At 71.8% G+C, this 15,766-nt stretch carries 15 protein-coding genes and 1 pseudogene; 8 read left to right on the top strand and 8 right to left on the bottom strand.

Annotation, left to right across the window (positions count from 1 at the left end; genetic code table 11):
* Positions 1-9: 9 nt before the first annotated feature.
* Together CSC62_RS12885 and CSC62_RS12880 are read left to right on the top strand one after the other, a co-directional pair.
* Positions 10-1,308: a DUF58 domain-containing protein gene (locus CSC62_RS12885; protein WP_162407040.1), complete on the top strand. Its 1,299-nt coding sequence runs from the start codon at positions 10-12 to the stop codon at positions 1,306-1,308.
* A gap of 83 nt (positions 1,309-1,391) precedes the next feature.
* Complete coding sequence (locus CSC62_RS12880) at positions 1,392-1,631, top strand: hypothetical protein (protein WP_162407038.1); 240 nt, start codon at positions 1,392-1,394, stop codon at positions 1,629-1,631.
* Here the strand turns inward: CSC62_RS12880 and CSC62_RS12875 are convergent.
* The 4 genes from CSC62_RS12875 to aroE all read right to left on the bottom strand — a co-directional run bounded on the left by CSC62_RS12875 (position 1,597) and on the right by aroE (position 5,001).
* A complete protein-coding gene (locus CSC62_RS12875; protein WP_162407036.1) occupies positions 1,597-2,412 on the bottom strand; it encodes a ThuA domain-containing protein in 816 nt (271 codons plus the stop codon). The two genes, CSC62_RS12880 and CSC62_RS12875, sit on opposite strands and share 35 nt — an antisense overlap.
* Positions 2,413-2,527: 115 nt before the next feature.
* Positions 2,528-3,727: a P1 family peptidase gene (locus CSC62_RS12870; RefSeq protein ID WP_211369005.1), complete on the bottom strand. Its 1,200-nt coding sequence runs from the start codon at positions 3,725-3,727 to the stop codon at positions 2,528-2,530.
* Between the two features lie 8 nt (positions 3,728-3,735).
* Positions 3,736-4,107 carry a hypothetical protein gene (locus CSC62_RS12865; RefSeq protein ID WP_246194415.1) on the bottom strand — a complete coding sequence of 124 codons (372 nt, stop codon included), beginning with the start codon at positions 4,105-4,107 and terminating at the stop codon, positions 3,736-3,738.
* 30 nt (positions 4,108-4,137) lie between these two features.
* The gene (aroE, locus tag CSC62_RS12860; protein WP_162407034.1) at positions 4,138-5,001 is read right to left on the bottom strand and encodes a shikimate dehydrogenase; all 864 of its coding nucleotides are present in this window, start codon (positions 4,999-5,001) and stop codon (positions 4,138-4,140) included.
* Positions 5,002-5,047: 46 nt separating this feature from the next.
* Here aroE and CSC62_RS12855 point away from each other — a divergent pair.
* Positions 5,048-5,995 (top strand): annotated as a pseudogene (locus CSC62_RS12855) (TolB family protein).
* Between the two features lie 3 nt (positions 5,996-5,998).
* Here CSC62_RS12855 and hemB read toward each other — a convergent pair.
* Positions 5,999-6,988: a porphobilinogen synthase gene (gene hemB, locus CSC62_RS12850; RefSeq protein ID WP_162407032.1), complete on the bottom strand. Its 990-nt coding sequence runs from the start codon at positions 6,986-6,988 to the stop codon at positions 5,999-6,001.
* Between the two features lie 156 nt (positions 6,989-7,144).
* On the opposite strand from hemB, the gene CSC62_RS12845 reads away from it, so the two are divergent.
* Entirely contained in the window at positions 7,145-7,582 is a 438-nt protein-coding gene (locus tag CSC62_RS12845) for a hypothetical protein (protein WP_162407030.1), read from the top strand.
* A gap of 6 nt (positions 7,583-7,588) precedes the next feature.
* On the opposite strand, the gene CSC62_RS12840 is transcribed toward CSC62_RS12845, so the two are convergent.
* A complete protein-coding gene (locus CSC62_RS12840; RefSeq protein ID WP_162407028.1) occupies positions 7,589-8,086 on the bottom strand; it encodes a cytochrome c oxidase assembly factor Coa1 family protein in 498 nt (165 codons plus the stop codon).
* A 53-nt stretch (positions 8,087-8,139) separates the two neighbouring features.
* Positions 8,140-10,413: a S9 family peptidase gene (locus CSC62_RS12835; protein WP_162407026.1), complete on the bottom strand. Its 2,274-nt coding sequence runs from the start codon at positions 10,411-10,413 to the stop codon at positions 8,140-8,142.
* Between the two features lie 326 nt (positions 10,414-10,739).
* Here CSC62_RS12835 and CSC62_RS12830 point away from each other — a divergent pair, with 326 nt between their 5' ends.
* Positions 10,740-11,084 (top strand): hypothetical protein, encoded by a 345-nt coding sequence (locus tag CSC62_RS12830; RefSeq protein ID WP_162407024.1) that lies wholly within the window; start codon positions 10,740-10,742, stop codon positions 11,082-11,084.
* 69 nt (positions 11,085-11,153) lie between these two features.
* Positions 11,154-11,861, top strand: a complete 708-nt coding sequence (locus CSC62_RS12825) for a class I SAM-dependent methyltransferase (protein WP_162407022.1) — start codon at positions 11,154-11,156, stop codon at positions 11,859-11,861.
* Between the two features lie 50 nt (positions 11,862-11,911).
* On the opposite strand, the gene CSC62_RS12820 is transcribed toward CSC62_RS12825, so the two are convergent.
* Positions 11,912-12,598, bottom strand: coding sequence for a glutathione binding-like protein (locus CSC62_RS12820; protein ID WP_162407020.1), 687 nt, complete (start codon positions 12,596-12,598; stop codon positions 11,912-11,914).
* Positions 12,599-12,778: 180 nt separating this feature from the next.
* On the opposite strand from CSC62_RS12820, the gene CSC62_RS12815 reads away from it, so the two are divergent.
* Positions 12,779-13,405, top strand: a complete 627-nt coding sequence (locus CSC62_RS12815) for a TIGR00645 family protein (RefSeq protein ID WP_162407018.1) — start codon at positions 12,779-12,781, stop codon at positions 13,403-13,405.
* 77 nt (positions 13,406-13,482) lie between these two features.
* Positions 13,483-15,675 carry a DNA helicase II gene (gene uvrD, locus CSC62_RS12810; protein WP_162407016.1) on the top strand — a complete coding sequence of 731 codons (2,193 nt, stop codon included), beginning with the start codon at positions 13,483-13,485 and terminating at the stop codon, positions 15,673-15,675.
* Positions 15,676-15,766: the final 91 nt, after the last annotated feature.

The following is a 15,766-nucleotide window of genomic DNA, read 5'->3' as shown; positions in this document are numbered from 1 at the left end:
ATTGGCCGGATGAGGCCATCCCCGCCGCTGCTGGTGCTGCTGGTCCTGTGCGGCCTCGCCGGCCTGCTGCCGGTGCTCGGGGTCGTGCCGATGCAGGCGTGGGGGCTGCTGGTGGCCGCGCTCGCCTCGCTGGCCGCGCTCGATGCCCTGCGCCTGTGGCGCCTGCCCACGCCGGCGGCCACCCGCGCCCTGCCCGACGCGCTGGCGGTGGGCGTGCCGCGCGAGGTCGAAGTGGCGCTGGAATCGCACCGCCGCCTGCGGGTGGACGCATTCGACCTGCATCCGACCGGCTGGCAGGCCGACGACCTGCCGCGCCGGCTGCAGCTGCCGGCGGCCAGCATCGTCCGCTTCCGCTACCGGCTTTTGCCGGCCGCGCGCGGCCGCTTCGCGTTCGAGGGCGTGCAACTGCGCCTGCATTCGCCGTGGCGGCTGTGGACCGGGCTGCGCATCGCCGGCGGCGCGCAGGAGGTGCGCGTCTACCCCGATTTCGCCCCGCTGGCGCGGCTGGCGCTGTTCAGCGCCGAACAGGCTTCCCTGCTGGTCGGCGCCCACCTGCGCCGCCGCCGCGGCGAAGGCACCGACTTCCAGCAGATGCGCGAGTACCGCACCGGCGACAGCCTGCGCCAGGTCGACTGGAAGGCCACCGCCCGCGCCCGCAAGCTGATCTCGCGCGAGTACCAGGACGAGCGCAACCAGCAGCTCCTGCTGGTGGTGGACACCGGCCGGCGCATGCTCGCCAGCGAAGGCGGGCTGTCGCACTTCGACCACGCCCTCAACGCCGCGCTGGTGGTGGCCTGGCTGGCCCTGCGCCAGGGCGATGCGGTCGGGCTGATGGCCACCGGCGCGCAGCCGCGCTGGGTGCCGCCGCGGCGCGGACCGGGCGCCCTGCAGGGCCTGCTGCGCGGCAGCTTCGACCTGCAGCCGCAGGTGGTGGCGACCGACTACCTGGCCATGGCCGAGGAACTGGCTCTGCGCCAGCGCCGCCGCAGCCTGGTGATGATCGCCAGCAACGTCCGCGACGAGGACAGCGACGACCTGCTCGCCGCGGTGCGCCTGCTCCAGCGCCGGCACCTGGTGTGCGTGGCCAGCCTGCGCGAGCGCGTGCTCGACGAAGCCCTGGCGCGCGAGGTCGAGGACCTGCCCGGCGCGATCCGCGCCGGCGCCGTCGCCCGCTACCTGGAACAGCGCGCCGGGGCCCACGACGCCCTGCGCCGGCGAAGGGTGATGACCCTGGACGTGGCCGCCGCCGATCTTCCCGCCGCCCTGGTCGAGCGCTACCTGGCGGTCAAGCGCGACGGGTTGCTGTAGGGGCGCGCAGGCGTGACCTTCTTCACTGGCCGCCATTCCCGCATCGGCGACCATGCAGGCAACCTCCAAGGAGTCAGCCCCCGATGAGCACCGGCCCCGGTTCCGCAGGCAACGTCATCGCCGCGATCTGCAGCTTCTTCATTCCCGGCCTGGGCCAGCTGGTGCAGGGCCGGGTGCTGTCGGCGGTGCTCTGGTTCCTGGCCGCCTGCGCCGCCGGCGTGATCACTTGGCTGCTGACCCTGTCGCTGTTCCCGTTCGGCTGGTTCGTGGTCAGCGTGCTGTCGTGCATCAGCGCGGCGATGTACCGGCGGCCGGTGGGTTGAGGGCGGCAGGCGTTTCCCGTTCGATCCCCTTACCTGTCGCCGCCCACCAGATCCCGCCGTACAGGTGCTCCAGGTACAGGGCGTCGTCGTACAGCGCCGGGGTGTGTCCCAGCGCGGTGACGAACACCCGGCCGCCGTCGTAGGCGTGGTACCAGGCCACCGGGTGGTCGGCGCCCATGCCGCGCGCGGTCTGGCCGGGCCAGATCCGGGTGGGGTCGTAGCTGCGCTCGTCCACCGACAGCACCGTGCGCAGGCCCTGCGCCAGCGGCGGCCCGAACTCGTACCACTCGTCGGTCCAGATCCAGCGCGCGGGCAGGCCGAAGGCGGCGGGGAAGCCCGGGTCCTCGACCCGCACGATGGCGGTCTGCACCATCGGGTGGATGCGGAAGGCGCGGCCGACCAGCTGCTCGAACCAGGGCCAGTCGCCGGGCGGGTTGAAGATCAGGGCGCGATGCACGGCGACCACGCCGCCGCCGGCGCGCACGTAGGCTTGCAGGGCATCGCGCTGGGCGCCCTTGAGCTCGTCGCCCGGGGTGTTGAGCAGAACGATGGCCGCGTACTTCGAGAGGTCTTCGTCGAACGGGCTGGCGTTCCAGCGCCAGTCCAGGTCGAAGCCGTGGCGCAGGGCCATGCGCTCGAACTGCGGCCGGGCGACCACGGCGTAGTCGTGGTGGTAGCGGTTGGGGATCGCCACCACCAGCACCTTGAACTGGCCTTCGGCGAAGGCGGGAGCGGCGAAGGCGGCGGCGAGCAGCAGGCAGGCGAGCAGAAGGCGTTTCATGCGCCGATCCTAGCCGCAGGCGGACGCGTGGTGGCGGCGACGGCCATTCCGTTTCGGCCGGCAGGTATGCCGGTGCGGCGCATGCACGCGAAGGCCACATGCAACCTCCGCGGGCTCAGGGCGATCGCGCACCGGCCCGGTCCAGTGCCTCGAGCAGGGGCGCCAGCGGCAGCGCCACCGCGGTGCCGCGATGGCCATGCACGGTGCGTGCGCGCAGCATCGAGTTGAGGATCGCTTCCTCGGTGGCCTCGGCGGTGGCCTGGAACAGCGGGGTGATCGCCGCGCCGCCCACGCTCGCCGCCGGCTGCACCGCCTGGCCGGGACGGCGCCGGTTCTGCGGCGCGGTGGAGAAGGCGATGACGTAGTCGCCCGAGCCGTTGGACATGTCCGAGCCGGTGCGGGCCAGGCCGGTGAGCGCGCGCCGGGCCACCCGCTGCAGCGCGGCCGGGTCCAAAGGTGCATCGGTGGCGACCACGATCATGATGCTGCCGTCGCCCATCGATGGTGCCGCCTCGGTAGCGCGCGCCAGCGCGGCCGGATCGGGCAGCGATTTCCACACCGGCACGCCGGCCACGGTCAGGTGGCCGCCGAAGTTGCTCTGCACCAGCACGCCCAGCGTCCAGCCGCCCTGGTCGGCCGGCAGCACCCGCGAGCTGGTGCCGATGCCGCCCTTCCAGCCGAAGGCCACGGTGCCGGCGCCGGCGCCGACCGCGCCTTCGGCGACCTCGCCGTAGGACACCGCGGCCAGCGCCTGCTCCACCTGGGCCGCGCCGAGCGGGCGGGCGCGGATGTCGCTCAGGTAGCCGTCGTTGGTCTCGCCGACCACCGGGTTGAGCGAGCGCACCTGCTCCATGCCCGGCTGCGCCAGCAGGTGTCCGACCAGCGCGTCGGCGGTCTTCCACACGCCCAGGGTGCCGGTGAGCAGCAGCGGCGATTCCAGCTCGCCCAGTTCCTGCACCTGGGTCACGCCCAGCAGCTTGCCGTAGCCGTTGCCGACCACGATCGCCGCCGGCACGCGTTCCAGGTAGGCGTTGCCGCGATGCGGGACGATCGCGGTGACGCCGGTGTTGAAGCGGGTGCCGTCGCGCAAGGTGGCGTGGCCCACGCCCACGCCGTCGACGTCGGTGATGGCGTTGCGCGGTCCGGGCGGCAGGGTGCCGATGACGATCCCGGCCTCGCGCGCGCGCGGCCGCGAAGGCTCGGACGGTTTGGCGGCGACGCCTGCGGCGGACAGGCTGGCCAGCGCCGCCGCCAGCAGCACGGCGCCGCGCGCGTGGTGCCGCAATGCCCGCGGGAAGGCGATGCCACCGGCCACGGCGGGGCTCAGGGCGTGCCCGCGTCCAGCGCGCGATAGCCTGCCATGGCCTTGGCCGCGCCCCAGCCGAGCAGGGCCAGGCCGGCGGCCGAGGCCACCGACAGCAGCATGCCCATCGCGCTGACCAGGGCCATGCCGGTGCCGGCCACGCCCATGCCGTCCTCGCTGGCGCGGTAGATCAGCCAGGTCTGGAACACGGCCACGCCCAGCCGCAGAAGGCTGGCGGCGAGGATCACCAGCGCACCGGCGACGGCCAGCTTGCGGCCCGGCGCGCCGGACGCGCCCCAGATCCGCAGCATCGCCAGCGCGGCGGCGGCGGCGAGCAGTTCCGGCAGCTGGTAGGCGGCCATGGTGAGCAGCGAGGTGACGAAACCGTCCATGGAGTTCTCCGGGGGCAGGGAAGCGAGGCCTCAGTCGGCGGTGACCAGGCGTGCGTTCTGCGCGCGCAGGGCCTCGTACACCGGGCCGGTGTCCGGGCGCACGCCGTGCCACAGCTCGAACGCCTCGGCGGCCTGCTCGACCAGCATGCCCAGGCCGTCGACCACGTCGCGGCAGCCGGCCGCGCGCGCCCAGGCCAGGAACGGGATCGCGACCTCGCCGTAGTTCAGCTCCACCGCCAGGGTGCGGCTGTTGACCAGGGTGAAGGGCGCATTGAAGCCGGCGTCGCCGCTGCGCCCGGCCGAGGTGGCGTTGACGATCAGTTCGAAGTCGCCCTGGTCGGCCAGGTCGTCCCAGTAGCGCGAGTGCGCCCGTCCCGGCTGGCCCAGCGCATCGACCAGCGCGTCGGCGCGCTCGGGGGTACGGTTGACCACGACCAGTTCCAGCACCCCGGCGTCGAGCAGGGCCGGAGCCACCCCGCGGGCGGCGCCGCCCGCGCCCAGCAGCAGGGCGCGGCGGCCGCGCAGGTCCAGGCCCTGGCGGCCGGTGAGGTCGCGGACCAGGCCGGCGCCGTCGGTGTTGTCGCCGTGCCACTGGCCGTCGTTGCGGACCAGGGTGTTGACCGCGCCGGCGATGCGCGCGCGTTCGCTGACCTGCGCGCACAGGGCGAACGCGGCCTCCTTCAGCGGCAGGGTGACGTTGCCGCCGCGGCCGCCGCCGGCGGCGAAGGCGTCCAGGATCGCCGCGAACTGCGCCGGCGGCGCGTCGATGGCGGTGTATTCCAGGGCGATGCCGGTCTGGGCGGCGAAGGCGGTGTGGATGCGCGGCGAGAGCGAGTGCGCGATCGGGTGGCCGAAGACGGCGTAGCGCGCCGCCGTGGACTGGTTGGTGGTCATGCTTGCTATAAGTCCCCAGGAATCGATTGGACCGGGAGCGTGCACCATGAAGCGTCTGTGCGCCGCGTTCATGGCCAGTCTACTCTGCGCCCCGGCGCAGGCGCAGCTGGCCGAATACGGCATCGAAGGCCTGTGGACGGTGTCCACCCGCGACGACGAGCGCCGCGCCAGCGTCTCGCCGGATGGCCAGCGCATCGTCTGGGGCAGCGCCGACCGCGCCGGCGGGCCGGGCGGCGGCGACCTGTGGCAGGCGCGGCGCGAGGGCATCCGCTGGATCGATCCGCAGCCGCTGCCGCTGGACACGCCCGCAGAGGAATCCGAGCCGGCGTTCAGCGCGGACGGACGCTGGCTGTACTTCGTCTCCGACCGCAAGGGCGGCCATGGCGGCCGCGACCTGTACCGCGCCGCGGTCCGGCCCGACGGCGGCTGGGGCTAAGTGGAGAACCTGGGCGCGACGGTCAACACCCGCGGCGACGAACGCTCGCCCACGCCATCGGCCGATGGCGCGTGGCTGCTCTTTTCCAGCGACGGCCACGGCGGCGCGGGCGGGCTGGACCTGTTCGTGGCTCGCGTGGCACCGGCTGGCGAGGGCAAGGGCGCGCAGGGCGCGGCGCCGGTGGCGGGTAGTGGGAACTTGGGCTTCGCCACGCCGACCGCGGTTCCCGGAGCGAACACCGCCGCCGACGAGATCGATGCGGCCTGGCTGGACGGCGGCCGGGTGCTGCTGTTCTCGCGCGGCGAGGCGGCCGCCGGCACGGCGCGCCTGTACCTGTCCGCCTGCGACGGAACCGCCTATGCCGACGTGCAGCCGTGGACGCTGTCGTTCAACGTCGAAGGCGGCAGCACGCACGCGCCGGTGGTCGATGCCTCGCGCCCGGCCGATGTGCTGGTCACCGGTTCGGCGCGTGCGCCGAAGGCCGGCAAGGGCGATGTCTACCGGGTCGCCGCGCCCAGCCTGCGCGGACGCGACGGCTGCCTGCCGCCGCCGCGGTGACTGTCAGTCCCCGCGCAGCCAGCGCGCCGCATCCAGCGCGTAGTAGGTCAGCACGCCGTCGGCGCCTGCGCGCTTGAACGCCAGCAGCGCCTCCAGCGCGCAGGCCTTCTCGTCCAGCCAGCCGTTGGCGGAAGCGGCCTTGAGCATCGCGTACTCGCCGCTGACCTGGTAGGCGAAGGTCGGCACGCCGAACGCGTCCTTCACCCGCCGGATCACGTCCAGGTAGGGCAGGCCGGGCTTGACCATGACCATGTCCGCGCCCTCGGCGATGTCCAGCTCGACCTCGTGCAGGGCTTCGTCCGAGTTGGCCGGGTCCATCTGGTAGGTGAACTTGTTGCCCTTGCCCAGGCTGCCGGCGCTGCCGACCGCGCTGCGGAACGGGCCGTAGAACGCGCTGGCGTACTTGGCCGCGTAGGACATGATCCGGGTGTTGACGAAGCCGGCGTTCTCCAAAGCCTCGCGGATCGCGCCGATCCGCCCGTCCATCATGTCCGACGGCGAGAGGATGTCGACGCCGGCCGCGGCATGCGCCAGCGACTGCTTGACCAGCGCTTCGATGGTGGCGTCGTTGAGGATGTAGCCGTCCTCGTCGATCAGCCCGTCCTGGCCGTGGGTGGTGTACGGGTCCAGGGCCTGGTCGCTCATCACCCCCAACTCGGGGAAGCGCGACTTCAGCGCGCGGATCGCGCGCGGGACGATGCCGTCCTCGTCCCAGGCGATGCGGCCGTCGGCGGTCTTGGCGGACGGGTCGGGCACGCCGAACAGGTCCAATACCGGTACCCCCAGCTCCAGCGCCTGCTCGGCCACCCGCAGCAGTTCGTCGATCGACAGCCGCTCCACCCCCGGCATCGAGGGCACCGCCGCCCGGCCCTGCGCCTCGTGCACGAACACCGGGTAGATCAGGTCGTTGCTGGTGAGCACGTGCTCGCGCATCAGCCGGCGCGAGAACTCGTCGCGGCGCATGCGGCGCGGACGCTTGTACGGATAGGCCATGCGGGACTCCTTGCAGGCCGGGAATGATACGCCCGCCGGCCGCGCCCGCTCCCCGGACAGATTGCCCACCCCGTGCGCGGGCCCGTCACTCCGGGTTCGCGGCCGATTCACCCGGGCCGCCGGAGAATGCCGCATCGCCCGCGCGGGAGGACCGCCATGCGCCGCACCCGATTCCTCGCCGTTCCGCTGGTCCTGCTGGCGCTCGCCGGCTGCGCCAGCACTTCCAAGGTCATGCTCGCCCCGGCCCGGGCGCCGATCGACCCGGCCCAGGTCCAGGTCTACGCCGTGCCGCCGGCCGGCTCGCAGGAGATCGCCCAGCTGGAAGCCTCCAGCGCGGTCGGCTTCGGCACCCAGGGCCAGACCGACGCGGCCCTGGCCCGGCTCAAGCGCGAGGCGGCGGCGCTGGGCGCCAACGGCATCGTGCTGATGGGCGTGGGCTCGTCCGGCTCGCCCGTGGGCATGTCGGTCGGCGCCGGCAGCTATGGCCGGCACACCGCCGGCGGGCTCAGCGTCGGCATCCCCACCACCCAGAAGAAGGCCGCCGGCATGGCGATCTGGGTGCCGCCGGGCGCGGTGCCCGCGGCGGTGGACTGAGCGTCCTCAGTCGCCCTTGCGGTTGGCGCCGCTCTTGCGCCGGGTGCCGTCGGCGGTAACCGTCGCGCCGGCATCCCGGCGCAGGTCGATCACCCGGCCGTCCGCGTCGATCCGCGCTTCGAGCACCTGGAAGGTCCAGGCGCCGTCCCGGCCCGTCCCCTCGACCTGCAGATCGGCATGTCCGCGCGGCCCTTCCAGGGGAATGCCCAGCGTGGCGCGGCTGCGCCCGTTCTCGTTGTGGATCGATCCGCTGAGGTACCAGGCCGCGCTCACCGGGCGGCCGAGCGCGTCGCCCAGCTCCGGATCGGCGCGGGCGAGGTCCATGGCCTGGCGATAGGCCCCAGAGGACTTCATCGTGGCCATCACCCCGAACGCGAAGGTGGCGATGCCGGCGGCCAGGAACAGCAGGACCGCCAGCACCAGCACCGGTGCGGCCCAGCGCCAGTGGCGCTGCCACCAGCCGGCGCGTGCAGCCGGAAGCGGTGGCGGATTGGATGCGTGCATCGGGACGGCCTCCTGTCCTGGAATCCGCGCCGCCTTTGCGGCGCGGGCGAAATTCACCGCTTCAGGCAACGCCCGAGGAAATCCTCGGCGACCCGGTAGCGGTGCAGCGCGTCCTTGCCGGACAGGCCGTGCTTGGCGCCCGGATAGGCCATCAGCTCGAACGGCTGGCCCCTCTGCTGCAAAGCGGCCATCACCGCAGTGGCGTTGGTGAACAGCACGTTGTCGTCGGCCATGCCGTGGACCAGCAGCAGCCTGGGCGCGTCCGGCCCGACCAGGCCCTCGACGTGCTCCAGCACCCGTGCGGCGCGGTAGCCGTCCGGGTTGGCGGCCGGCAGGCCCATGTAACGCTCGGTGTAGTGGGTGTCGTACAGCGCCCAGTCGCTGACCGGGGCGCCGGCCACGCCGCAGGCGTAGGCGTCGGTGCGGGCCAGCAGCATCAGGGTCATGTAGCCGCCGTTGGACCAGCCGTGCACGCCGATCCGCGCCGGGTCCACCCACGGCTGCGACTTCAGCCACGCGATCCCGCGCAGCTGGTCGTCCACTTCCACCGTGCCCTGCACCCCGTACAGCGCGCCGCCGAAGTCGCGGCCGCGGCGCGGGGTGCCGCGGTTGTCCAGCGAGAACACCACATAGCCCTGCTGGGCCAGGTACTGGTTGAACAGCGCGTCGCTGCGCGCCGGCCAGGCCCGGGTCACGGTCTGCGCGGCCGGGCCGCCGTAGACGAACACGACCACCGGATACTTCTTCTTCGGGTCGAAACCGGCGGGCTTGATCAGGCTGTAGTGCAGCGGCGTGGTGCCGTCGGCCGCGGCCAGGGTGCCGAACTCCAGTGGCCTTTGGGCGTCGCGGTACTTCGCGTACGGATGGTCCGCATCGGCCGGGTCGTTGCGCAGCAGGGTCGCCAGCCTGGTGCCGTCGTTGCGGAACAGCTCGATCTGCGGCGGCACCGTGTCGCTGGACCAGTGGTCGACGTAGACGCTGGCATTGCGCGCGAACGCCGGCGCATGGGTACCGGCGGCCTGCGACAGCTTCTCCGGCGCGCCGCCGGCCAGCGGCACGCGGTAGACGTGCTTCTCCAGCGGCGAGTCGAGGGTGGCGGTGAACCAGGCATAGCCGGCGCCGGCATCCACCGCCAGCAGGTCGTCCACCACCCAGGGGCCGGAAGTCAGCGGGGTCAGGGTGGCGCCGTCCTCGGAGGCGATGTACAGGTGCTCGTAGCCGCTGCGCTCGGACGACCACAGGAAGCGGCCGTCGGGCAGGAAGCGCAGGGCATTGTGCAAAGGCACCCAGGTCCTGGAGGTCTCGGTGGCGAGCACGCGCTGGGCGCCGCTGGCCAGGGTGGCTTCGACCAGCTCGAGCCTGTGCTGGTCGCGCGACTGGCGCTGGAAAGTCAGCCTGCGCGGATCGCGCCAGTCCACCCGCGCCAGGTAGATGTCCGGCTCTGCGCCCAGGTCGATCCACTTCGGCCGGGCGCCGGCCTTCGGCGCGATCGTGCCCAGCTGGACGCGCACGTTGGCGTCGCCGGCGGCCGGGTAGCGCTGCGCGATCACCTCGGTGCGGTCGGGATAGACCTCGTAGCGCTGGCGCACCGGCACCGGCGACTCGTCGATCCGGGCGAAGGCGATCGCGCTGTCGTCCGGCGCCCACCAGTAGCCGGTGTGGCGGTCCATCTCCTCGTCGGCGACGAACTCGGCCACGCCGTTGCCGATGGTCTCGCTGCCGTCGCGGGTCAGGCGGATCTCCCTGCCGCTGGCCAGCTCGATCACCCACAGGTCGCGGGCACGGACGAAGCCGACGAAGCCGCCGCGCGGCGACAGCTTCGGATCGGTGGCGAAGCCCGCGCCGGAGGTCAGCTTGCGCACCGCCGCCGGGCCGGTCTTGCCCAGGTCGTACAGATAGAGTTCGCCGCCGAGCGGGAACAGCAAGGCCTTGCCGTCCGGCGCCCACTGGTAATCGACGATGCCCGAGTAGGCGGCGATGCGCTGGCGCTCGCGGCGGGCCTTCTCCTCGTCGCTGAGGACCTCGGTGCCGGGCAGGACCACGCTGGAATCGACCAGCAGCCGGGTCTGGCCGCTGGCGATGTCGTACTCCCACAGGTCCAGGCGGTTGCGGTCGGCGTCCTTGCCGCGCAGGAAGGTCACCCGCGCGCCGTCGGGCGAGACGTGCGGCTTCATCAGCGTCGGCCCGGACAGCGGCGCCGTGCCGGTGATGGCTTCAAGGGTGAGTTTCTGGCCTGAGGCGGCCAGTGCTTCGGGAACGGCGGGCAGGGTCACGGCGAAGGCGAGCAGCAGCGGCGACAGGGCCGGGGCGAGGCGGAAAAGGCGCATGCGGGCGTCCGGGAAGGCGTCATGGGGGCATTGTAGGCGGGGCGGCAATGGGGAGGCTGGCCTGGCCACTGGGTCTGTCGGGACGGGCACTGCCCATGCGTGCGGGGTCGCCATGCCCTCCAGGTGGCTGATTGTCCGTGGAGCCCCGATTGACGATGCGACGAAACGCCGCGCAGACTCGCGCCGTAGCCCTGCCTGGGCGCTGCTGATGCCGGTTTTCGGGCGAGGCGGCGCGCCCGCACTGGCGCCAGGCCTGGCGATTCGTTCAAGCGTTAGGTGTGGCTGCAAGAATCAGACCGCCGGTAGAAGCACTGGGAAATCGCGCCATGCAAGATTTCGATTCAACGTTTGCGGCGTTGTCCAAGGTGCTGCGCAAGCACTCTTCCGGCATGTCGATCAAGACGGACGAGCCCGGCAGTCTCTATGTCGAGATTCCTGCTGCCGCGGCAACAGCCAAGCCGAAGTTCTTCGGCGCGGTACAGGTGAAGAAGTCCTATGTGAGCTATCACTTGATGCCCATATACGAGGATCCAGGCCTGCTGGATGGCGTCAGCGATGGGCTTCGCAGGAAGATGCAGGGGAAATCCTGCTTCAACTTCACTTCCCACGACCCGGTGCTGTTCAAGGAGCTGGAAGGGCTCACCAGGAAGTGTGCGGCATCAGTCGAATGATCAAGCGAGAACCGGGATCAGAGTGCAGCCGAGACGTGCACGGCCTTTGATCCATCCGCAGAGAGAACCATGCAGCCCGAAGCCCTCAAGACCCTCTTCGACCAGCAGGCCGCCGGCTACGACCGCCAGTGGGAGAAGACCGCGCCGATCCGCCAGTGCCTGCATTTCCTGCTGGAGTCGGTGTTCGCCGGGCTGCCGGGCGAGGCGCGCATCCTGTGCGTGGGCGTGGGCACCGGGGTGGAGATGGCGCATCTGGCGCAGCGCTTCCCCGGCTGGCGCTTCACCGCGGTCGATCCGTCCGGGGCGATGCTGGACGTCGCCCGGCGCAGAGCGGCCGAGGAGGGATTCCTCGACCGCTGCCGGTTCCATGCCGGTTACCTGGAAACGCTGCCGGCCGGGCCGGCCCACGACGCGGCCACCTGCTTCCTGGTCTCGCAGTTCATCCTCGATGCCGGGGCGCGGGCGGAGTTCTTCCGCGGCATCGCCCGGCGGCTGGTGCCGGGCGGGCGCCTGGCCAGTTCTGACCTGGCCTCCGATGTGGCCTCGCCCGAATATGAGCTGCTGCTGCAGGCCTGGATGACGATGATGGCCGGGGCCGACCTGTCGCCGGAGGCGATCGAGCGCATGCGCCGGGCCTACGCCGAGGACGTCGGCGTGCTGCCGCCGGCGCAGGTCGAGGCGATCCTGCGGGCCGGCGGCTTCGACCTGCCGGTGCCGTTCTTCCAGGCCGGCCTGATCCATGCCTGGATCTCGACGCGGCAGGCATCGGTCGACTGAAGCGCCGCGTCACGGTGCCGCTGTCCCGGCACCGTGCCCCATCCGCCGCCTCAGCGCCCGAACAACTGCTTGCGCTCTTCCTCGCTCAGCGGCTTGCCGGCATCCGGGTTCACCTGCTTCGTCAGCGCGTAGGCGCGTCCGGTGGCCGGGCGGGCGGCGATGCTGGCGTGCCAGCGGCGCAGTTCGGGATACGGCTCCAGGTCCAGCGGCGCCTTGGTGTAGGGGTTGATCCACGGGTAGGCGGCCATGTCGGCGATGGTGTAGTCGTCGCCGGCGATGAAGGCACGGCCGGCCAGGCGCTTGTCGAGCACGCCCAGCAGGCGCTGCACTTCGCGGGTGTAGCGGTCGATGGCGTAGTCGATCTTCTCCGGGGCGTAGCTGGTGAAGTGGCCGTACTGGCCGGTCATCGGGCCCTGGCCGGCGATCTGCCAGGCCAGCCATTCATCCACTTCCACCCGGCCACGCAGGTCTTCCCCGCCGAAGCGGCCGATCTTGTCGGCGAGATAGCGCAGGATCGCGCCGGACTCGAACACGCCCAGGGGGCCGCCGCCGTCGGCCGGGGCGTGGTCGACGATCGCCGGCATCTTGTTGTTCGGGGAGAACGCGAGGAACTCGGGCTGGAACTGGTCGCCCTTGCCGATGTTCACCGGCTTGATCCGGTAGGGCAGGCCGGCCTCCTCGAGGAACAGGGTGATCTTGTGGCCGTTGGGGGTGGGCCAGTAGTACAGGTCGATCATGCTCGCGGCGCCGTGCGTCGGGAGCTGCGAGTGTAGGCCGGCGCCCGTGTCGGCCCGGTGCGGGGCCGCGGATCGCAGTGTTGCAGGGGTGTGGCGGGCCTGCTGCGGGAGCCGGGAGGCGCTTGGCAGCGCGTGGGGCGGCCGTTACCCTGCGCCGTCCCCTCAGATCATCTCCGCCCCATGTCCGCGCCCACGTCTTCCGGAAGCCCGCGCCTGAGCCCGCTTTCCACCCTGATCTTCGCCTCGCGCTGGCTGCAGCTGCCGCTGTACCTGGGCCTGATCGTGGCCCAGTGCGTGTACGTGTTCCTGTTCGCCAAGGAGCTGTGGCACCTGATTCACGACGCGCCGTCGATGGGCGAGCAGCAGATCATGCTGATCGTGCTGGGCCTGATCGACGTGGTGATGATCTCCAACCTGCTGGTGATGGTGATCGTCGGTGGCTACGAGACCTTCGTCTCGCGCCTGCGCCTGGAAGGCCACCCGGACCAGCCGGAGTGGCTGAGCCACGTCAACGCCTCGGTGCTGAAGGTGAAGCTGGCGATGGCGATCATCGGCATCTCCTCGATCCATCTGCTCAAGACCTTCATCGCCGCCGGGACCCTGAACGGCCTGCCGTTCTGCCCGCCGGAGCTGCTGGCCACCGCCGCCGCCAACCTTGGCGCCACCCGCTGCAGCACCCTGACCACCGACGGCGTGCTCTGGCAGACCATCATCCACGTCGTGTTCATCCTCTCGGCCATCGGCATCGCCTGGACCGACAAGCTGATGACGAACACCAGTGCCAAGCGCGAACACGAGGCGCACTGAAGGGAGCGGAACGCCAGGGACCTGGGGACGCCGCATCGCCCTCAGGGTCTGAGACGCCCGGCCGGTAGAATGGCCGCATGGATGTCTCCCACCTGCTCGACGACCTCAACGCCGCCCAGCGCGAGGCCGTGTCCGCCCCGCCGGGGCATTACCTGGTCCTGGCCGGCGCCGGTTCCGGCAAGACCCGGGTCCTGACCCACCGCATCGCCTGGCTCAACGAGGTCCTGGGGGTGCCGGCGCACGGGATTCTCGCGGTCACCTTCACCAACAAGGCCGCCGGCGAGATGCGCGCGCGCGCCGACGCCCAGCTGCGCCACGGCGCGCGCGGGATGTGGATCGGCACCTTCCACGGCATCGCCCACCGCCTCCTGCGCCTGCACTGGAACGAAGCCCGGCTGCCCGAGGCCTTCCAGGTGCTGGACAGCGACGACCAGCTGCGCCTGGTCAAGCGCGTGGCCCAGCAGCTGGAGCTGGACGACGGCCGCTTCCCGCCGCGGCAGATCGCCTGGTGGATCAACGCGCAGAAGGACGAGGGCCGGCGCCCGCACCACATCCAGCCCGGCGACGATCCTTGGACCGACGCCCTGCGCCGCGCCTACGAGCTGTACCAGGAACGCTGCGACCGCGCCGGCCTGGTCGACTTCGCCGAGCTGCTTTTGCGCGCACACGAGCTGCTGCGCGACAACCCGGCCCTGCTGGCGCACTACCGCACCCGCTTCCGCGACCTGCTGATCGACGAGTTCCAGGACACCAACGCGATCCAGTACGCGTTCGTGCGGGTGCTGGCCGGCGACAGCGGCCGCGTGTTCGTGGTCGGCGACGACGACCAGGCCATCTACGGCTGGCGCGGGGCCAAGGTGGAGAACGTGCAGCAGTTCCTGCGCGACTTCCCGGGGGCGAAGACCATCCGCCTGGAGCAGAACTACCGCTCCTCCGCCAACATCCTCAACGCCGCCAACGCGGTGATCTCGCACAACCCCGACCGGATCGGCAAGCAGCTGTGGACCGACAGCGGCGAGGGCGAGGCGGTGGATGTGTACGCGGCCTACAACGAGATGGACGAGGCCCGCTTCGTGGTCGAGCGCATCCGCCAGTGGGTGCGCGACGGCGGCAGCTGGCGCGAGGCGGCGGTGCTCTACCGCAGCAACGCGCAGTCGCGCGCGCTGGAAGAGGTGCTGCTGGCCGAGCAGGTGCCTTACCGGGTGTACGGCGGCATGCGCTTCTTCGAGCGCGCCGAGATCAAGGACACCCTGGCCTATCTGCGCCTGGTCGCCAGCCGCGCCGACGACGCCGCGTTCGAGCGCACGGTCAACACCCCGGCGCGCGGGATCGGCGACCGCACCTTGGACGAGGTGCGGCGGCGTGCGCGCGAGGCCTCTTCGTCGCTGTGGCAGGCGGCCACAGCGCTGGTGGCCGAAAACGCGCTGGCTGCGCGCGCGCGCAACGCGGTGGCCGGGTTCCTGTCGCTGATCGAGGCGCTGGACGCGGAGACCACCGACCTGGCGCTGAAGGACCGGGTGGACCACGTGCTCGGCCGTTCCGGCCTGCGCGAGCACTGGGCCAGCGAGTCGCGCGGCCAGCTCGACGCCGAGTCGCGGCTGGAGAACCTGGACGAGCTGGTCTCGGTCGCCTCGCGCTTCTCGCGGGCCGAGCTGGACGACGACCAGGAAAGCATGAGCGAGCTGGTCGCGTTCCTGTCCTACGCGGCGCTGGAGGCCGGCGAGGGCCAGGCCCAGGCCGACGAGGACGGGGTGCAGCTGATGACCCTGCATTCGGCCAAGGGTCTGGAGTTCCCGCTGGTGTTCCTGGTCGGGGTGGAGGAGGGCGTGTTCCCCAGCAGCAAGTCGCTGGAGGAGAGCGGCCGGCTGGAGGAGGAAAGGCGCCTGGCCTACGTCGGCATCACCCGCGCCCGGCACAAGCTGGTGCTGACCTATGCCGAGAGCCGGAGGATCCACGGCATGGACATGTACGGCATGCCTTCGCGCTTCCTGCGCGAGATCCCCGGGCACCTGCTCAACGAGGTGCGGCCGCGGGTCCAGGTCGCCCGGCCGATGGCCGCGCCGCCGCGGGCGGCGCACCCGGTGCTGGGTCATTCCCTGTTGGAGCAGCCCGCATTGAAGCTGGGGCAGGGCGTGGTCCACGCCAGCTTCGGCCGCGGCACGGTCACCGACTACGAGGGCAGCGGTGCCCACGCCCGGGTGCAGGTGAACTTCGACGACGCCGGCAGCAAGTGGCTGGTGCTGGCGTTCGCCAACCTCAAGCCGGTGTAGGGGCGGGGTTGCCGCGGTCGCGTGCGGCATCCGTGCGTTGTAGGAGCCGGTCTTGCCGGCGACCGCCATGGTGGATGCGTCTGCGTGAAAC

Origin of the sequence: Pseudoxanthomonas jiangsuensis (assembly GCF_010093185.1) — a bacterium.
Taxonomy (GTDB): domain Bacteria; phylum Pseudomonadota; class Gammaproteobacteria; order Xanthomonadales; family Xanthomonadaceae; genus Pseudoxanthomonas; species Pseudoxanthomonas jiangsuensis.
The sequence above is the reverse complement of the archived record's forward strand: the minus strand, read 5'-3'. Positions and strand labels throughout refer to the sequence as shown.

Coding starts and splice junctions, on each gene's coding strand:
- CSC62_RS12885 (WP_162407040.1), top strand. CDS start 10: ATGAGGCCATCCCCGCCGCTGCTGGTGCTGCTGGTCCTGTGCGGCCTC.
- CSC62_RS12880 (WP_162407038.1), top strand. CDS start 1,392: ATGAGCACCGGCCCCGGTTCCGCAGGCAACGTCATCGCCGCGATCTGC.
- CSC62_RS12875 (WP_162407036.1), bottom strand. CDS start 2,412: ATGAAACGCCTTCTGCTCGCCTGCCTGCTGCTCGCCGCCGCCTTCGCC.
- CSC62_RS12865 (WP_246194415.1), bottom strand. CDS start 4,107: ATGGACGGTTTCGTCACCTCGCTGCTCACCATGGCCGCCTACCAGCTG.
- aroE (WP_162407034.1), bottom strand. CDS start 5,001: ATGACCACCAACCAGTCCACGGCGGCGCGCTACGCCGTCTTCGGCCAC.
- hemB (WP_162407032.1), bottom strand. CDS start 6,988: ATGGCCTATCCGTACAAGCGTCCGCGCCGCATGCGCCGCGACGAGTTC.
- CSC62_RS12845 (WP_162407030.1), top strand. CDS start 7,145: ATGCGCCGCACCCGATTCCTCGCCGTTCCGCTGGTCCTGCTGGCGCTC.
- CSC62_RS12840 (WP_162407028.1), bottom strand. CDS start 8,086: ATGCACGCATCCAATCCGCCACCGCTTCCGGCTGCACGCGCCGGCTGG.
- CSC62_RS12835 (WP_162407026.1), bottom strand. CDS start 10,413: ATGCGCCTTTTCCGCCTCGCCCCGGCCCTGTCGCCGCTGCTGCTCGCC.
- CSC62_RS12830 (WP_162407024.1), top strand. CDS start 10,740: ATGCAAGATTTCGATTCAACGTTTGCGGCGTTGTCCAAGGTGCTGCGC.
- CSC62_RS12825 (WP_162407022.1), top strand. CDS start 11,154: ATGCAGCCCGAAGCCCTCAAGACCCTCTTCGACCAGCAGGCCGCCGGC.
- CSC62_RS12820 (WP_162407020.1), bottom strand. CDS start 12,598: ATGATCGACCTGTACTACTGGCCCACCCCCAACGGCCACAAGATCACC.
- CSC62_RS12815 (WP_162407018.1), top strand. CDS start 12,779: ATGTCCGCGCCCACGTCTTCCGGAAGCCCGCGCCTGAGCCCGCTTTCC.
- uvrD (WP_162407016.1), top strand. CDS start 13,483: ATGGATGTCTCCCACCTGCTCGACGACCTCAACGCCGCCCAGCGCGAG.